General features: G+C 62.5%; 15 protein-coding genes. 10 read left to right on the top strand and 5 right to left on the bottom strand.

Annotated elements, in window-relative coordinates; all coding sequences use genetic code 11:
* Positions 1 to 231: 231 nt before the first annotated feature.
* Positions 232 to 552: an IscA/HesB family protein gene (locus tag HMPREF1022_RS00465; RefSeq protein WP_008684518.1), complete on the bottom strand. Its 321-nt coding sequence runs from the start codon at positions 550 to 552 to the stop codon at positions 232 to 234.
* A 112-nt stretch (positions 553 to 664) separates the two neighbouring features.
* Positions 665 to 988 carry an IscA/HesB family protein gene (locus tag HMPREF1022_RS00460; RefSeq protein ID WP_083823196.1) on the bottom strand — a complete coding sequence of 108 codons (324 nt, stop codon included), beginning with the start codon at positions 986 to 988 and terminating at the stop codon, positions 665 to 667.
* Between the two features lie 133 nt (positions 989 to 1,121).
* On the opposite strand from HMPREF1022_RS00460, the gene pyrR reads away from it, so the two are divergent.
* From pyrR to HMPREF1022_RS00435, 5 genes are all read left to right on the top strand, one after another.
* Complete coding sequence (gene pyrR, locus HMPREF1022_RS00455; protein WP_009301393.1) at positions 1,122 to 1,655, top strand: bifunctional pyr operon transcriptional regulator/uracil phosphoribosyltransferase PyrR; 534 nt, start codon at positions 1,122 to 1,124, stop codon at positions 1,653 to 1,655.
* Between the two features lie 284 nt (positions 1,656 to 1,939).
* Positions 1,940 to 3,034 (top strand): YedE family putative selenium transporter, encoded by a 1,095-nt coding sequence (gene yedE, locus HMPREF1022_RS00450; RefSeq protein WP_009301392.1) that lies wholly within the window; start codon positions 1,940 to 1,942, stop codon positions 3,032 to 3,034.
* A complete protein-coding gene (locus tag HMPREF1022_RS00445) occupies positions 3,034 to 3,252 on the top strand; it encodes a sulfurtransferase TusA family protein (protein WP_008684524.1) in 219 nt (72 codons plus the stop codon). The genes yedE and HMPREF1022_RS00445 overlap by 1 nt, the downstream gene beginning before the upstream one ends.
* 134 nt (positions 3,253 to 3,386) lie before the next feature.
* Complete coding sequence (locus HMPREF1022_RS00440; RefSeq protein ID WP_009301391.1) at positions 3,387 to 3,992, top strand: DUF3343 domain-containing protein; 606 nt, start codon at positions 3,387 to 3,389, stop codon at positions 3,990 to 3,992.
* Entirely contained in the window at positions 3,983 to 4,918 is a 936-nt protein-coding gene (locus HMPREF1022_RS00435) for an NAD(P)H-hydrate dehydratase (RefSeq protein WP_009301390.1), read from the top strand. The genes HMPREF1022_RS00440 and HMPREF1022_RS00435 overlap by 10 nt, the downstream gene beginning before the upstream one ends.
* 69 nt (positions 4,919 to 4,987) lie before the next feature.
* On the opposite strand, the gene HMPREF1022_RS00430 is transcribed toward HMPREF1022_RS00435, so the two are convergent.
* Positions 4,988 to 6,535: a lysylphosphatidylglycerol synthase domain-containing protein gene (locus tag HMPREF1022_RS00430; RefSeq protein WP_009301389.1), complete on the bottom strand. Its 1,548-nt coding sequence runs from the start codon at positions 6,533 to 6,535 to the stop codon at positions 4,988 to 4,990.
* A 325-nt stretch (positions 6,536 to 6,860) separates the two neighbouring features.
* Between HMPREF1022_RS00430 and greA the strand changes: the two genes are divergently transcribed.
* Positions 6,861 to 7,349 (top strand): transcription elongation factor GreA, encoded by a 489-nt coding sequence (gene greA, locus HMPREF1022_RS00425; protein ID WP_008684532.1) that lies wholly within the window; start codon positions 6,861 to 6,863, stop codon positions 7,347 to 7,349.
* 470 nt (positions 7,350 to 7,819) lie between these two features.
* Here greA and HMPREF1022_RS00420 read toward each other — a convergent pair whose 3' ends face one another.
* Positions 7,820 to 10,693 (bottom strand): glycosyltransferase, encoded by a 2,874-nt coding sequence (locus HMPREF1022_RS00420; RefSeq protein ID WP_009301388.1) that lies wholly within the window; start codon positions 10,691 to 10,693, stop codon positions 7,820 to 7,822.
* A 311-nt stretch (positions 10,694 to 11,004) separates the two neighbouring features.
* Between HMPREF1022_RS00420 and HMPREF1022_RS00415 the strand changes: the two genes are divergently transcribed.
* The 4 genes from HMPREF1022_RS00415 to HMPREF1022_RS00400 all read left to right on the top strand — a co-directional run bounded on the left by HMPREF1022_RS00415 (position 11,005) and on the right by HMPREF1022_RS00400 (position 13,825).
* Complete coding sequence (locus tag HMPREF1022_RS00415; protein ID WP_008684535.1) at positions 11,005 to 12,111, top strand: AI-2E family transporter; 1,107 nt, start codon at positions 11,005 to 11,007, stop codon at positions 12,109 to 12,111.
* Positions 12,104 to 13,030 (top strand): D-alanyl-D-alanine carboxypeptidase family protein, encoded by a 927-nt coding sequence (locus HMPREF1022_RS00410; protein WP_009301387.1) that lies wholly within the window; start codon positions 12,104 to 12,106, stop codon positions 13,028 to 13,030. Before HMPREF1022_RS00415 ends, HMPREF1022_RS00410 begins: the two co-directional genes overlap by 8 nt.
* A gap of 124 nt (positions 13,031 to 13,154) precedes the next feature.
* A complete protein-coding gene (locus HMPREF1022_RS00405) occupies positions 13,155 to 13,364 on the top strand; it encodes a twin-arginine translocase TatA/TatE family subunit (RefSeq protein WP_008684539.1) in 210 nt (69 codons plus the stop codon).
* Positions 13,365 to 13,393: 29 nt separating this feature from the next.
* Positions 13,394 to 13,825: an ACT domain-containing protein gene (locus tag HMPREF1022_RS00400; protein WP_008684540.1), complete on the top strand. Its 432-nt coding sequence runs from the start codon at positions 13,394 to 13,396 to the stop codon at positions 13,823 to 13,825.
* 72 nt (positions 13,826 to 13,897) lie between these two features.
* Here the strand turns inward: HMPREF1022_RS00400 and HMPREF1022_RS00395 are convergent, their stop codons facing one another.
* Entirely contained in the window at positions 13,898 to 15,115 is a 1,218-nt protein-coding gene (locus tag HMPREF1022_RS00395) for an alkyl/aryl-sulfatase (protein ID WP_232221512.1), read from the bottom strand.
* Positions 15,116 to 15,602 lie beyond the last annotated feature (487 nt).

The raw sequence follows: 15,602 nt of genomic DNA, 5'->3' as shown, positions 1-15,602 counted from the left end.
GGGCAGTTCTGCTACGAACCAAGACAGCATCGCTACGGATAGTGACAGCTATTTCCTTGGCCAGCGTTTTGCGTAACCAGATGCCGTCTTTATCCATAGGCTCGCAAGTTCGCCTGCGGCTACAGAGTGAGCCGGACGCGGGCAGAGGACAAAAAGACCATTAATCAGGGCTTCCCCAAGAATGAGGGCGGCCTTGCAGCCGCCCTCCATTTGAAATCATCGGGCCGAAGCCTAATGCGAACCGCAGCCGCCAGAGCAGCCACCGCACCCGCCGCCGGTTTCCGGCAGCGGCACCGTGGGTTCCACAGTGAAGCCCGTCTGGCCCACATCAATTTTGACGCCTTGTATCCGGGCCAGCAGTTCCTTGTTGAGGCAAAAGGTAAAGCCGGCCTGTTCTTCGCTCTGGTCCTCGTCTGTGGCGGCGTCCAGGGCCAGCATGAGCTGGGGGCCGCAGCAGCCGCCGGGGGCCAGATAAATCCTGATATCGCTTTTTTCCTTGTCCGCAAAATAGCTTTCAAGCTCTTTACGGGCGCTGTCGGTCAATTCGAGCATGCTTCCTCCATGTGGGGCTTGCCGTCAAAATGTTTTCGCGATGATGGGCGAAAAACGGATGCCTGGAGACCAAGGCGCTTTGACGGAACTCCACAGGAGGTGCGGCCTGAAATTAATGGCTGCCGCAGCCGCTGGAGCAGGAACCGCAGGCGCTGCCGCCGTCAGCGGCGGCCAGGGGCACCGTGGGTTCCACCGCAAAGCCCATATAGGTCAGGTCAATTTTGACCCCCTGCACCTGGGCCAGCAGGTCTTTGTTGATGCAGAAGGTAAAACCGCCTTGTTCCTCAGTCTGATCCTGATCATTTGACTCATCCAGAGCCAACGCGAGCCGCGGCCCGCCTCAGCCGCTGACTGAGTAGATCCGGATGTTTTCCTTTTTCTTATCCGCAAAGTACGCTTCGAGCTCTTTGCGGGCGGTATCCGTCAATTCGAGCATTATGTCCTCCATAGTTGTAATCTCAAAATATCTAAGGACAAGCGCGCGGCTTGTCAATTGGCGGAGGGGCTTTTCTTGGGCGGCGAAAACGTCTATCTTTGCCCACGCGGCGCTGACGCCGCCCGGAGGAGACATGAGTTCGACACTGCTGCTGGAAAAAAACGAGATGGCGCGCATTCTGGACCGCCTGGCCTCCCAGGTGCTGGAACGGCACGCCCGTTGCGAAAACGTGATGCTGGTGGGCATCCAGCGACGCGGCGCGGACCTGGCCCGCCGCCTGGGCGCCCTGATCGAAGCCCGGCTCGGCGCCCAGGTGCCGTTGGGCACGCTGGACATCAATCTGTACCGCGACGACTGGACCAGCCTTGAGGGCAAGCCGCACATCGGCCAGTCCAATATTCCCGGCAGCGTGGACGAACGCGTGATCCTGCTGGTGGACGACGTGCTCTTCAGCGGACGCACCGTCCGCGCGGCCCTGGAGGCCCTGCTGGACTACGGCCGCCCCAGGGCCGTGGAACTGCTCGTGCTCATTGACCGGGGCCACCGCGAATTGCCCATCCACGCCGACTATGTGGGCCGGGTGGTCAACACCAGCCGCCACGAGCATGTGGACGTGCTGCTGGAAGAACGCGACGGCGAGGACGCGGTCCGTCTCGGCGACAATTAACCCCGTTTTGACGCTTCTTTTGCACTTCTTACGGAACGGCGTCCGCTGTTCCCACACGCCCCGGCGCGCAAGCCTGTGAGGAAACGGCCATGTTCCTGCACCAGACCTGACGCAAAACACTGTGCTTCACGGCGTGGAGCGTATGCGGACGGCGGCGCGGGAAATTGCGTTTTCTCCTCACCCGGCAGGCCTGATTTTCCGAAATCCCCGTCCGCGTAGCCGGTCAGTATGGCTGACCGGCATTCGCAACGGGCGCGTGTGCGCCCATAACCTGGGGGGTTTTCATGAAATCGGGATTCAACATTCTTTCCACCACCACGGGCATTGCGGTCACGGGCCTGATTTTCGGCGCGCTGGCGATTCTGCTCCAGCATTCGGGCAATCCGGGCAATATGGGCATCTGCGTGGTCTGCTTCAACCGCGACATCGCGGGGGCGGTGGGCCTGCATCGGGCCGCCGTTGTCCAGTATCTGCGTCCGGAAATCCTGGGCATGGTTCTGGGGGCCTTCACGGCCGCGCTGGCTTTCGGCGAATACAAACCGCGCGGCGGCTCCTCGCCCATCCTCCGTTTTCTGCTGGGTGCCATCGCGGGCATCGGCGCTCTGGTCTTTCTGGGCTGCCCCTGGCGCGTGATCCTGCGCCTGGCGGGCGGCGACGCCCATGCTCTTTTCGGCCTGGCCGGGCTCATCGTGGGCGTGGGCATCGGCGTGCTCTTCTTCAGCAAGGGCTTTTCCCTGGGCCGCAGCCAGAACCAGGACAAAATTTCCGGCCTGGTCCTGCCCTGCATCATGCTCAGCCTGGTTGTCCTCTATCTCATGGACCCTCAAATTCCCGGCCAGCCGCAAAGCGGCGTACTTTTCTACTCCATCAAGGGACCCGGCTCCCAGCATGCGCCCTTCCTGCTTTCCTTGGGCGCGGGTTTGCTTGTGGGCTTTCTGGCCCAGCGCAGCCGTTTCTGCACCATGGGCGCGCTGCGCGATGTGATGCTGTTCAACCAATGGCATCTGGCCTTGGGCTTCCTGGCCATGCTGGTCGCAGCCCTGGTGCTCAACCTGAGCCTGGGCTCCTTTCACTGGGGCTTTGAAAACCAGCCCATCGCCCAACCCGACGACCTCTGGAACTTCCTGGGCATGGTCACCGCCGGGCTGGCTTTCGCCCTGGCCGGAGGGTGCCCCGGACGCCAGCTCTTCATGGCCGGTGAAGGGGACAACGATGCCGCCGTGTTCGCCGTGGGCCTGATCGTGGGCACGGCCATGGCCCACAATTTCGGCATGGCCTCCAGCGGCGCGGGCATCGGCCCGCACGGGGCCGCCGCCACGCTCAGCGGCCTGGCCATCTGCCTGTTCATCGGCTTTTATAACTGCAAGCGAGGTGCCTGATGTCCACTCTTATTGATACGCGCGGGCTTTCCTGCCCGCAGCCGGTTCTGCTTTTTCTGACCGCCGTCAAGGAAAACGCCGACGGCCCGTTCAGCGTGTTGGTAGACAACGACGCCAGCCGCGAGAACGTGAGCCGCGCGGCCCGCAATCATGGCTTCAGCGTGGAAACCCTGGATGAGGACCAGGGCGTGACCCGGCTGAACGTCGGCAAAGCCTGAGCTTCTTTTGCAGCATTTTGCATCTGAAATGTTACATCAAACGTGAATTGCTCTGGACCCGGCAGGGGGAGGCGTGCAATCCGCACCCTCCCCCGCCGGAACATTCCCCAAGCGAATCCAGCCCGAAGGAAACTATGACGCAGACACGAAATTCATGGTTCGCCCGGCTGTGCGGCGGCCTGCGGCGCGCCTGGCGCTCCGGGAAGTCCGGCGAAGGTGACGGTAATGCCGGGCATGGCCTCAACGACCGGGGCCTGCTGGTCTTCGCCCACACCGGCGAGGTGATCAGGGCCGAGCGTGCGCTGCGTGAGGCCGGTTTCACGGTGGAAGTCAAGGGACCGCCGCCCCGATTGCGTACCGGCTGCGACATGGTGGTGGTTTTTCCTCTGCTCAGCCAGGCGGCGGTGCTGAAGCGCCTCAAACTGGCCGACATTGAGCCCGAGCAGGTCGTCAGCGCCCATGACGTGCTGCTGGAGCCCGTATCCCTGTTCCAGACCAAGCGCCTGGGCCGTTGGCTCATGGTGCGCGCGGCCAATATGAAAATCACCATTGACACGGCGGACGAACGCATCGTCAATATTTCCGGCGGCGGCTGCCCGGACGTGCCCTGGCTGGCTCAAAACCTGTGCTGCTTGCGGCTTTCCGAAGCGCCGGAACCCCTGCGCCTGGGACAGACGCTCTGCTGCTACAGTTTGCAAAAGGCTTTTGAGGAATTACGGAGGCAACGCGCATGTGGCTGATCGTGGGCACTGTTCCTGATGCGGATTTCGCCCTGACCCCGGACGCCGTTACAGCACAAAGCCGGGTGGACGGCGACGCGCTGCTTCTGCCCGACGGACGCCGCGTGCCCGTGCGGCGCGGCACAGCGGCTCTGGCCGCCACGGCGCTGCTGGCCTGTGCATCCTGCGGTTTTCCCGCGCCGGGCCTGCTTTTGGCCGGGGATACCGGCTCGGGCACGGGCAGCCGGGCAGCCTACGCCTGGCTGGAGGAACATCTGCCGGAACTGGCCGCCGCGCCGGGCAGCCGGACAGACTGTCTGGCGGGCGGGCTGGCGGGTCTGACCTTCCACTATCTCTTCCCGGATCTGGATTGGCACAATCGCGTGCTCATGGCCCTCCAGGCCCTTGAACACAAACCACTGCTGGCGGCCGACGCGGGTTTCATGTACGTGGCCAAGATGAGCGGCTATGCCGACGCCTACGACCTTTTCACGCCGGATCCGGGAGAACTGGCCTTCCTTGCAGACGAAAAAGCGCCCCACCCTTTCTATACGCGGGGCTTTCTGCTGGCCGAAGAGGAGGATATCCCCGGTCTGCTGGCACGCGCGCGGCAACACGGCAATTGCCCGTCGAACCTTATTATCAAAGGGCAGGCCGATTATATCGTCTGTAATGGGGAAATCCGGGCTACGGTAACGGACCCGTCGGTAGCGGCCATGGAATGCATCGGCGGTACGGGCGATCTGGTTACGGGCCTGGTCACGGCTTTTCTGGCCGGGGGCCTGCCCCTCTGCCGGGCGGCGCTTTCCGCCGCGCGGGCCGCGCGTCTGCTGGCCCGGCACTGCGCGCCCACCCCGGCCACCCAGGTCGGGGAGCTGATCGCCCGCCTGCCCGAGGTGTTGCAAGCCGAACGCGAGGCCGTTTTCGCGCCGCTGAACGCAGAGTAGCCCGGCCCATTGCGGCCCGGAACGGGATTTGCTCCAAGGTCAAATCCCAGTAAGCCGCCTCTGAAACGCCTACTTCTTGCGACGCTGTCTGCGCCGCAGCGTCACCCGCCAGACCCAGGAAGCCAGCAGAGCCACGATAATGCCCAGAAAGGCCCGCAAGGTCCGCGAGGCGTTGAAGGGCCGTTCAAAGCCCCAGCTCGCCGCCCGGTCCCAGGCCGGGTGGTAGATGGCCCAGCCCAGAAAGAAGATCAGTCCCAGCGCGCCCAGAGCCCCGACCAGCCAGTAGAGGGGAATGGGCTCTTCCCCAAAAAAGGACGAGCGGTAAAAACGCCGCCGCGCCAGACAGACGGCCAGCAGCACCACGCTGACCATCAGGGCCACTTCCCAGGAAAAGCCCTTGAGCAGCGCACCCGCAATGCCCAGAATCAGAAACGTCACAACCAGCTTGAAGGCGCGGGCCTGCCGCCGCTCCAGTCCATAGGAGAGAAAAAGCAGAGCAGCGCCGGAAAAAGCGCAGATGAAGTGCCCCACGGCCAGCGCACTTTTGGGCAGATACGTGGTGAGCAGGGCCACGCTGTGCGGCAGAGTGGGCAAGGTGGACGACACCAGCAGAATCAGACCACCCACAAAAGCCGTATAGGCCGCGATGGAGTGCGAGAGCACCGAAAGCCAGCGCCCGGCCTCGCGCAGCATGTGGCGGCGCTGGCGGGCCTCGTATACGGCCAGCAGCACCGCTGCGGCCAGGAGCGGTATAATATAGTAGATGAGCCGGAAGAGCAGCACGGCGGCAAAGACCATCTGCTCGTGGGACGTGTGGGTGAGATGCAGGATGACCAGTTCGAACACGCCCACGCCGCCGGGGATGTGGGTCAGCACCACGGCCACCTGGGCCATGAGATAGCTGGGCAGAAAATCAAGGAAGCTGACGCCCATGTCGCCGGGCAGCAGCACGTACATGCAGGCCGCGGCGGCAACGATGTCCACCCCGGCCACAATGAACTGGGCCACGGCGATGTGCGGCGCGGGAAAGACGAACTCCTTACCGAAAATATGTACCGGCTTGCGCACCGTGAAACAGAGCACCAGGTAAGAACAGGCGACCATAAACAGAATCACGCCCAGAATGCGCACATCCGCGATGGGCATGTGCCTCAACAACTCGTCGGGAATCACCGGCGGGGCGATCATGAAGATGATCCCGCACAGGCCCAGCGCGCCCACCCAGAAGGTCACGGCCAGCATGAGCACCAGACGCACGATGTCCGTCAGGGAAAAACCCCAGGCCGAATAGAAACGGTAGCGCACGCTGGTGCCGCCCAGCAGCGCGCCGAAATTATAGCTGACGGCCTGGCCCACAAAGGAAACCAGGGCCACGCGCGGCAGGGGCAGTTGCTTATGGATGGCTTTGAGCGCCAGCCAGTCATAGCCCACCAGGATCATATAATTGATGACCATGAGAACCAGAGAGAGGCCGATACGGCCATAGGAAATCTGCAGGATGCTCTCTCGGATCTGGGCGATGCTGTAGGCTTTGAGCTTATTGTACAGAAGATAGACCGCCAACAGAAAAATAGCGGTGATCAGAATGGGCCCCAGGTAACGCAGGTATTTTTTCATGGCATCCCGTGAGCTACGATAACGCGCCGGAGCGCGGTTCTTACATCCTTTTCAGCATATACGCCGCGCCCCCGGCGTGCAAGCCCGGAAGGCCACACCGGCCCATCATCCTTCATTGTTGTGAAAAAATCTTCCGGAGCTTGACCACAACGCGGGCAACGGTTATGGTGAGTCCGCAGTCACGCTGATGTCCCTCAATCGGTTTTAGCCGGTGAGGGTTTTTGCTGCGTCTGCCGCACTCCAAAAGTTTTTTTCAGCAAAAAAATCGCACAGGTGCTCCGCTGCCCGGCAGCGGAGGCTTTTTTTGTGCGCTGTGAGGTTGGACATGACAAGTATTCCCATTTCCGTGCAAGGCTATAAAAAACTGGAAGAAGAGCTGGCCCGCCTGAAGAGCGAGCGCCCGGCCATCATCCAGGCCATCAAAGAAGCCAGGGAAGAAGGCGACCTGCGCGAAAACGCGGGCTACGACGCCGCGCGCGAGCGCCAGGGCATGGCCGAGGCGCGCATCAAATATATTGAATCGCGTCTGGCGCTCTATCAGGTCGTTGACCTGGACAAACTCAGCGGCGACAAAGTCATCTTCGGCTCCACCGTGGAAGTGGAGGATGTGGACAGTGGCGAAAGCCGTAACTTTACCATCCTCGGCCCGGACGAGGCCGATCCAAGCAAGGGGTCCATCTCTTTTCTCTCGCCTGTGGGCCAGGCTTTGCTGGGCAAGGAAGAAGGCGACGAGGTTACGGTGGAAATCCCGCGCGGCCGCGTTACCTATGAAGTGGTGAGCATCGCCTTTAACGGCAGCAAGGTGCTGGGCTGAACAGCTGACGGCTCTCGAAGAACGGATCCGTTCCACAAACAAAAAGCGCTCATGGACCAAGACCGGCATGCCATATGCCGCAGCCTTGGTCCATGAGCGCTTTTTAGAGCGTTTTGATATTGAAAATATCTCAACGCTCTGTGCGGATTTTCCATGAAAATCCGCACCGCGAAATTATCGCAAGGCTAATTTACTTCGCCGTTAAGCGATAATTTCAGGCGCAAAACGCTCTGAAAGCCCGCCGGGACTTATGCCCCGTCCATATCCAGGGCAATTTCACTTTGAAATTGCCCTGGCGGCTGCGTAAGCAGACGCCCGCGCCCGAAAGCAAGGAGCCTTTAGCCGTTCGCGAGCAAGGCGAGCGTTGCTTTAGCTGTAGGCGACGCAGGAGCCGTACAGATAAGGACAGCAGTGCTACGGATAAAGAGAGCAAGGATGGACCGCGTTCCCGCCGCAGAGTGAGGGCAGCGTCAACTTTCCAAGGTCCAGCCGTAGTCGGGCGCGGCGCGCAACTGCGGATTCCTCAGCCCGTGGCCGCGCACAATGTCGCCCCAGCGGCGGAGAAAGCATTCTTGTGCCTGAGGCGTCAGTGTTTCCTCTCCGACCCCCCCTGCCCCATTCTCCAACACCCACTGGCCCCAGGGCGAGATCAGGGTAAACAGGCCCTGCCCTTCCCGGCGCAGGCCGTAGTCCGCCCCGGCCAGCGCTCCTGACGCGGGGTCAAAGCCGCCGCTCTCCAGAAAATCCTTTCGCCGGACGGCCATGCAGCACCAGGAAGACGCCAATGCCCGCCGCGTCAACAGCAACTGTCCCCAGCAGAGCGAGGGCAGCAGCTCGAGCGCGGCTCCACGTTGCAAGGGAAACGGCAGGCCCGTCACATCGGGATAAAGCCCCGCGTGCCGAAGCCGCCCGCCTTTCCAGACACAGCCGCCCACCAGGGCCAGATCGGGCCGCAGCGCCAGTGCCGCCAGCTGTTCGGGGCGGCAATCCCCCACCGGCGTCAGACCAGCGTGCAGAAAAAGCAATACATCTCCCGTGGCGGCCTGGGCGGCCGCCCGGCAGGCTATGGCCCAGTGCGGCCCGGCGAACGGCAGGACGCGCATGTCCTGACGCAGCCCGACACCGGTTTGTTTCGCGGGCTGCGCCGACGGATGCAGCGGCTGCCAGAGCGTTTCCAGGCGCAACTGCCGGGCCAGCCCGTGCAGGGATTTCGCCAGGCCCGGCGTCAGAGGCCCCGGCGCGTCGGCCAGCAGAATCACGCTGCAATGCAGTTCCGGCGGCACGGCCAAGGCCAGCTTGAAAAAATTGTTTTTGCCCGCGGGCATAACAGTGGCGGCAAGGCCCCGTCGTTGCGCGCTTTCGGCCAGAGCCCGGCGTGTGGCTTCCAGCACGTAGGGCTTGGCACCCACTCCGGCAGTGGTGCTGCCCGCATGAATCCGCCAGTGGTAAAGAATGCGCGGGATGTGGGCGATTTCCTCCGGCCTGAGTCTTTCGGTCACGCGCAGGCTCAGATCAAAATCCTGCGAGCCTTCAAAGCCGGGGCGCAGGCCGCCGACCTCGCGCAGTGTCTCGACGGCATAGGTCGAGAGATGGCCGGTGCGATGCAGGTCAAAATCAAATGCCGCCTTGAACACCGGCGTGCGCCGCACGCCGTGGACGTCGATCTTGTCCTCATCGCTGTACAGAAAGCGCAGGCCGGGACGTTCCGCCGTGTGGCGGGCCACTTCCAGCAGGGCGTCCGGTGCCAGTAGATCGTCGTGGTCCAGAAAGGCCGCCCACGGCGTGCCCGCCAAAGCCAGGGCGCTGTTGCTCGCCCGCGAGATATGCCCGTTCCGTTCCCGGAGGACCAGCCTGATGCGTTTGTCCCGCGCGGCATAGGAACGCAGCAGTTCCGGCACTTCCGGTCTGGTGGAGGCGTCGTCGGCCAGGCAGAGCTGCCAGTGACCGTAGCTCTGGGCCAGTACGGAATCCAGGGCCGCGCGCAGAAACGCGGGTTCGGGATTCCAGACCGGCATGAGCACGGCGATTTCCGGCCAGGCGCGTTCCACGCGCAAATCTTGTACGCCTGGGCCTTCAGCCGGGGACGCATTCTCGCGCAGTTCCAGCCAGGCGTCATACACGGAAGGCGCGTTATCCAGAGAACAGGCGTAAAGCCCCGCCCCGGCCAGGGCCCGCAGGCCCGGTCTGAGCAGGCCGTGATGAAAACGCCGGGCCCGGGTCCGCCAGGCGCGGGCCTCATCCCTGAACCGTGACAGATTTTCACGCTCGCCGAAGGCCTCCAGCCGGGCCGCCAGGGCTGTATACCAGGCAAAAACGCGCGGCAGGCTGGACGGCAGTTCACGGCAGAGGCACACAGCCGGGGCGCGTTTCTCCGGCGGCAGAAGGCGCAGCAGATGCAGGAGCGCGGCGGGTTCCGGCGCATGCCGCCAACGCAGCCAGGCCGCGTCAGAGGAACCTTCCGCCGCTTCCAGGGGCAGACCGCGAGGACCTTCCGCCAGCCAGGGCGTAAGGCCGTATTCCAGGCCGTCAGCCTGAACCTGGCAATGGTAGTCCGGTTGCAGCAGGCCCGGCTCCAGGCGACCGCGTTGCAGCAGGCTGTTCCACAAACCACAGGTTTTCCAGGAGTCGAAAGCGTCGCGCAGTACGGCCCTGGACGCGGGTTCCGTGGAAAAGCCGCCGCACGCGTCCCGCAGGCGCAGGCAGAGATCCGGACCGGCCAGACCTTCCAGGGCCGGCCTGAACCCGCCCACAGCCAGAAAATCCTCTCGCCGCACAAGCAGAGCAGCGTCATGGGCCAGTTGAAAAACGCGCCGCCGCGCGGCCAGAGGATGGGCGGCCGGCAGGCCTTCATATAAATAGTGCAACCGCCCCTGGCTGTCGGCCACGCTGCCCAGATGGCGAACCCGGCGCGGGCCGTTATTCTCCGGGCCGCCCTCCGGCGCAAGCAGCAGGGGATTGAGCCCGGCCAGGCCGGAATCCGCCGCCAGCCTCTCCAGCAGGGGAGCCAGAGAGCCGGGTTCCAGGAGCACATCCGAGGAAAGAAAAAACAAAAAAGGACTGCCTGCCGCGCCCGCAGCCGCGTTGACGGCCATGCGCCAGTCTTCTCCCGGCGTCGGCGACAGGCAATCAAAGCCGGTCAGGGCTCCCCGGCGCAACAAACTTTTTCCCATGGCCCGCACCGGACTTTCCAAGCCCGCCGGGCAACAGCAGAACACCGCCGTTTCTCCGGCCCCGGCCTGAACCAGACCCTCCAGACAGGCAACGGGCGGCTCCTCTCCCCGGCAGATCAGGATTACCGTCAGGGTGGCCGAACCGGACGGCTGTGTGGGCAAAACGGCGCTCATGCGGGCATGGTACGGCAGGGGCGGACGCAATGCAACGCGCGGCCCGGCAAGGAGGGCGCCGCGCCCCCTCGCTCTTGGGGCTTGGCAGAGCCCGGCAAGGTCTGCTAGGTTTGCACGTTCTCTAAAGCAGATTACGCTTGAGATTTCCGCTTAACGACGAGCAAAGCCCGCCTGCGGAAATCTCGCGGGCCTTGTTTCACAAGGCTGAGCATTCTAACAGTACAGAGTAATTTCATTGTGAAAATGCTCTAACGTCGCACAAGACCGCCCGGTGCCGCGAAAGGTGCTCGGGCCCCACAAAGGCTTGATATATGACCGTATTTTTGCCGCGCCTGCTTTACCTTCTGGCTGCGCTGGCTTGGTATCTGCTGCTCTGGCCCAACCCCATCACCATCTTCATGGCCGCCTGTTTTTCCTGCCTGACCCTGCCCTTTTACCGGCGCCTCCGGCAGAGGGCCAGTGCTTGGCGCGTCCGCCTGGAGCGCCGCGAGCCTGACTCGCGCGGACGGCGTTTTCTTATCAGGTTTTCGCACCACATGCCGCTCTGCAGCTATATCGCGGCCATTTTCTCCGGCCTGTTCGTGCCCATCGCCATCCTGGCCCTGCTGGTGTCGCCGCAGGCCGTCGCCGGGCTGGCGCGGCTGCGCGAACTCCAGGCCAACAATTTTCAGCTGCCGCCCCAGTGGGTGGAGCATATCCAGCACTGGCGGCTGAGCCTGACCGAATATCCAAGCATCGAAAAGGCGGTCAACGACTTCCTGCACAATCTGGACACGCTTTTCGGCGACGCCGTGACCATGCTGGTCAGCCGGAGTTTCGGCTTTCTGGGCGGCACCATGACCGCGTTCTGGACCACCTTTCTCTTTCTGACGCTCACGGTGCTGTTCACGGTCTATTCCCGGCGCATCCGCAAAGTCACCTGCCGGATATTCCATCTGCCGCAGGCTCTGCTGCGGCGCTTCATCAGCGCCATTCACCGCGCCCTGCGGGGCATTATGCTGGGCATCGTGCTGGTGGCCCTGGCCCAGGGCTTTCTCTGCGGCATCGGCTTTGCCGTGGCCGGTTTCAACCAGCCCGCTTTCTGGGGCATGCTGGCTACCCTGGTGGCCCCCATCCCCGTGGTGGGCACGGCTCTGGTCTGGCTGCCGCTCTGCCTTTCCCTCTGGTTCACCGGCAAAACCATGGCCGCCGTGGGCCTGGCTCTCTGGGGCATGCTGGCTGTGGCGGGCGTGGACAACGTGCTGCGGCCCCTGTTTCTGCGCCAGGGCATCAAGGCCCCTTTCTTTGTCCTGATCCTCGCCATCCTCTGCGGCCTGGCAAGTTTCGGGCCGGTGGGACTCATTGCCGGGCCCGTCCTGCTGGCTTTTGCCATGCAGGCGGTGGAAGAAGCCAACTATTTTTACAGGACCCATGAGTAATTCCCGCAGCACAGCGCTTCAGCAGCAAACGAAGCGGCTCCAGCGAGGGCCGTGCGACGCCCTTTCCGGCCGCCCGCGCAGGGCGCTGTTTTGCCTGCTGCTCTGTCTGGGCCTCTCCCTGTCCCTTTGCATCCCGGCACGGGCCGCGCTGCCCGTGCGCTCGGCCATTCTGGTCAATCTGAACACGGGCCGCGTGCTGTATGAGCAAAGCGCCGACACGGCCATTCCGCCCGCCTCGCTGACCAAGCTCATGAGCATGTTTCTGACCCTGGACGCGGTCAAGGCAGGCCGTATTTCCCTCAACCGGAAGGTGAAGGTCAGCCGCCAGGCCGCCGCCACGGGCGGCTCGTCCATGCATCTGCGCGCCGGTGAACGCGTGCCCTTGGTGCGCCTGCTTACCGGCATGGCCGTGGCCTCGGGCAATGACGCGGCCATGACCGTGGCCCAGCACGTCCACGGCAACAGCCGGACTTTCGTGCGCCAGATGAACCGCAAGGCCCGCGCCCTGGGCATGCGCCGCACGTTGTTCAAGAATCCCACCGGCCTGCCCGCCGCAGGGCAGAAAACCACGGCCCGCGACATGATGACGCTGAGCCGCGCCTACCTCAAGGCGCACCCCGACGCCATGCGTTTTCACGGCACACGTTTCTTCCTGCACAGGGGCCGCACCATGCGCAATACCAACGCCCTGCTGGGCAGCGTGGCCGGTGTCAACGGCCTGAAAACCGGCTGGACCGTGGCCTCGGGCTACAACATCGTGATCACGGCCCAGCGCGGCAAGACCCGCCTGCTGGCCGTGGTGCTGGGCGGCAACAGCAAGGACAGGCGCGACATCTCGGCCCGGCGTTTGATTGAAGCCGGTTTCCGACATCCCTCCTCTCCCAAACAGGTGCAGCGCGCCCTAGGACGGCGGCGCTGAACCTCCGGGAGGGGGGGCGAGAGACAAGCCCCGCCGCGAGCCCGCCTTGACCTCATGCCTGCGGCGGCTTATGCTATAACAGTAGACTGGCTTTACAGCCCAACATCCAACGGAGGCTTGCCGCATGTTCGGCATTGGCATGCAGGAATTATTACTTATTCTGGTAGTTGTGCTGCTCATTTTCGGAGCCAACAAACTGCCGGAAATAGGTGGCGGGCTTGGCCGGGCCATCCGCAACTTCCGCCGCGCATCGTCTGAACCCGATGAAATCGACATCACCCCCAAGGACAAAAAAGACCAGTCCTCTTCCGGTGATGACTCCCACAAAGCCTGAGCCCCTTACGACTGATAAAGGATTCCGCCATGAAAGCTGAACAATTATCCGTTTTTCTGGAAAATCGGGCCGGTCGTCTGGCTGAAGTCACCCACACTCTGGCCGAGGCGGGCATCAACATCCGCGCCCTTTCCTTGGCGGACACCTCTGACTTCGGCATTTTGCGCATGATCGTCTGCGATCATGAAAAGGCCAAAACCGTGCTCAAGGAAAAAGGCTTTACTCTGGGCCGCACCAGCGTGGTGGCCGTGGAGGTGGCCGATACGCCGGGCGGCCTTGACGCCGTATTGCAGCTTGTTTCGCGTAACGGCATCAATGTGGAGTACATGTACGCCTTTGTGCAGCGTGACCAGGAAAGCGCGGTGATGATCTTCCGCTTCGACAAGGTGGATCACGCTGTGGACGTGCTCAGGGACAACGGCTTTACCATCATTCCGGCGGACCAGCTCTGCGAGTATTAGCAACCGCCGTTTCAGGAATTCCCGAAAATGCCTCCTGAACAGGAGGCATTTTTCATTATGGAGAAACCGGAGTTACTTGCGTAGGTCCAGGACTGAGCGCAAAAGGTAATTCTTGCCCGCCACCGGCAGGATGTCGCGGCTCAATCCTTCCAGTGCCGCGGCTTTGACGGCTTTTCCGTTTTCAGTTTCACCAAGTTGCAACAGGTAATCAGCGAGCCTGGCCGCCCAGCGGTAATCCCGGCCCGCCAGGGCATTTTGCGCGGCCCGGAGAAGCTGCCCACTCCCACCGGCCAGAGCCGCCATGCGCTCAGCTTCTTCCAACGGCGTCAACGGAACCAACGTAGTGGGATTGCCGTCAAACCAGCCCAGTTTGTGGGCGTAAATGGAACGGACAGCCCAGGGAACAGCGCCGTAAAACTCCCCCAGATACGCCTGATCCCGCAAATGTCCGGGCAGGCGCAGGCTTGCGGCCAGTTCGTCGGGAGTCTTGCCCTGATTCATGCCCTTAAGGGTCTCGGCGTACACATATTCAATGGCCTCCGCATATCCGGACAGCATGGGAAGGATTTCATCCGGGACCGGGACGGCATTGTGGCCGAACATCATTGCCTTGGGCCTGAAGTCCATTAGGCGGCGCACAGCTTTGGCCCACTGCTCCACATCCCGGTAAACGCCGCCGCGTACCGGATAGATATTGGGGAAGCTGCGGTAGACGTGATCGCCGGAAAAAAGCACCTGCCGTTCAGGCAGCCAGACAACGAGATGGTCCGTGCTTTCGCCGGGAATCCTGTGGAGTTCGAGGTTGACCCCGTCAATGCGCACGGGCATGCGGTCTTCCGTCACAAAAATATTGGGCGACAACAGCGGCCCGGACTTTCCTCCGGCAAACCTCGGGAGCATAAAGTTGACCGGATAGTCGGCGTCAGGGATGCCCGCGCCGAACTGCCTGGCCGCGCGTTCGGCGCTGACCCGCTCAAGCCCCCTGCCCGCTCTTTGCTCGGCCCCGAAGTCCGCGTGGCCCCAAACGGGGACATCCCGCCGCCCTTCAAGGAAAATCTCGGCTCCGCCCCGATGATCCGGATGGCTGTGTGTAAGAATGACGGCCTGAACCCCGCCGGGAATCAGATTTTTGATTTCCCGCAACGCCTCGGCCGCGCCGTTCAAATCGTCACCGGCGTCAATGAGAATATAGCCGTGCTCAGAGGCGATGACGCCGAAATTGGAGGAACTGTAGCCCACAAAGGCGTATACGCCGGGGGCCAGTTCGTTGCGCTTGCGCTCCGGCGCCATGTGACGGTGTTGCGGAGGATACGTAAAACCGGGATACCCCCCGCCATCAGGCAGAGGTGGAACACACGACATTTCGGCGCTCCGCTCCCGCCGGGGCTTGAACATCGTCTCGAGGGTAAAACCCTCAGGCAGGCTTACGGTGCCGCTTGCGGAACAGCAGCGTATGGGGATACCGGAATTTTTCAGTATGCCTATGTCATTTTTGATGGCATCAACGGAAACGGAACAGTGTTCTGAAAGTTCTCTGAGCGTGCCGCATCTGCCATGCAGCAGCAGAAGTATAATTTCAAGAAGACGCCTTACTTGCATTTTTCTGTCTCCTGATGCGTTTTGCGCCGGAGAAAATGTGCGGGAAAATTCGCACGGAACAGGGCGGCTTTTTTCATAGGCAACGTACCTGAACTGCGGATGGTATCCCAGGGACGGAACGGATGCAATTTTCCTCATCGACAAAGGACGGGAAGAACACAGCGGATTTTTTGACCGG

The organism is Desulfovibrio sp. 6_1_46AFAA (assembly GCF_000224635.1).
In the GTDB taxonomy this organism is placed as follows: domain Bacteria; phylum Desulfobacterota; class Desulfovibrionia; order Desulfovibrionales; family Desulfovibrionaceae; genus Desulfovibrio; species Desulfovibrio fairfieldensis.
The sequence above is the reverse complement of the archived record's forward strand: the minus strand, read 5'-3'. Positions and strand labels throughout refer to the sequence as shown.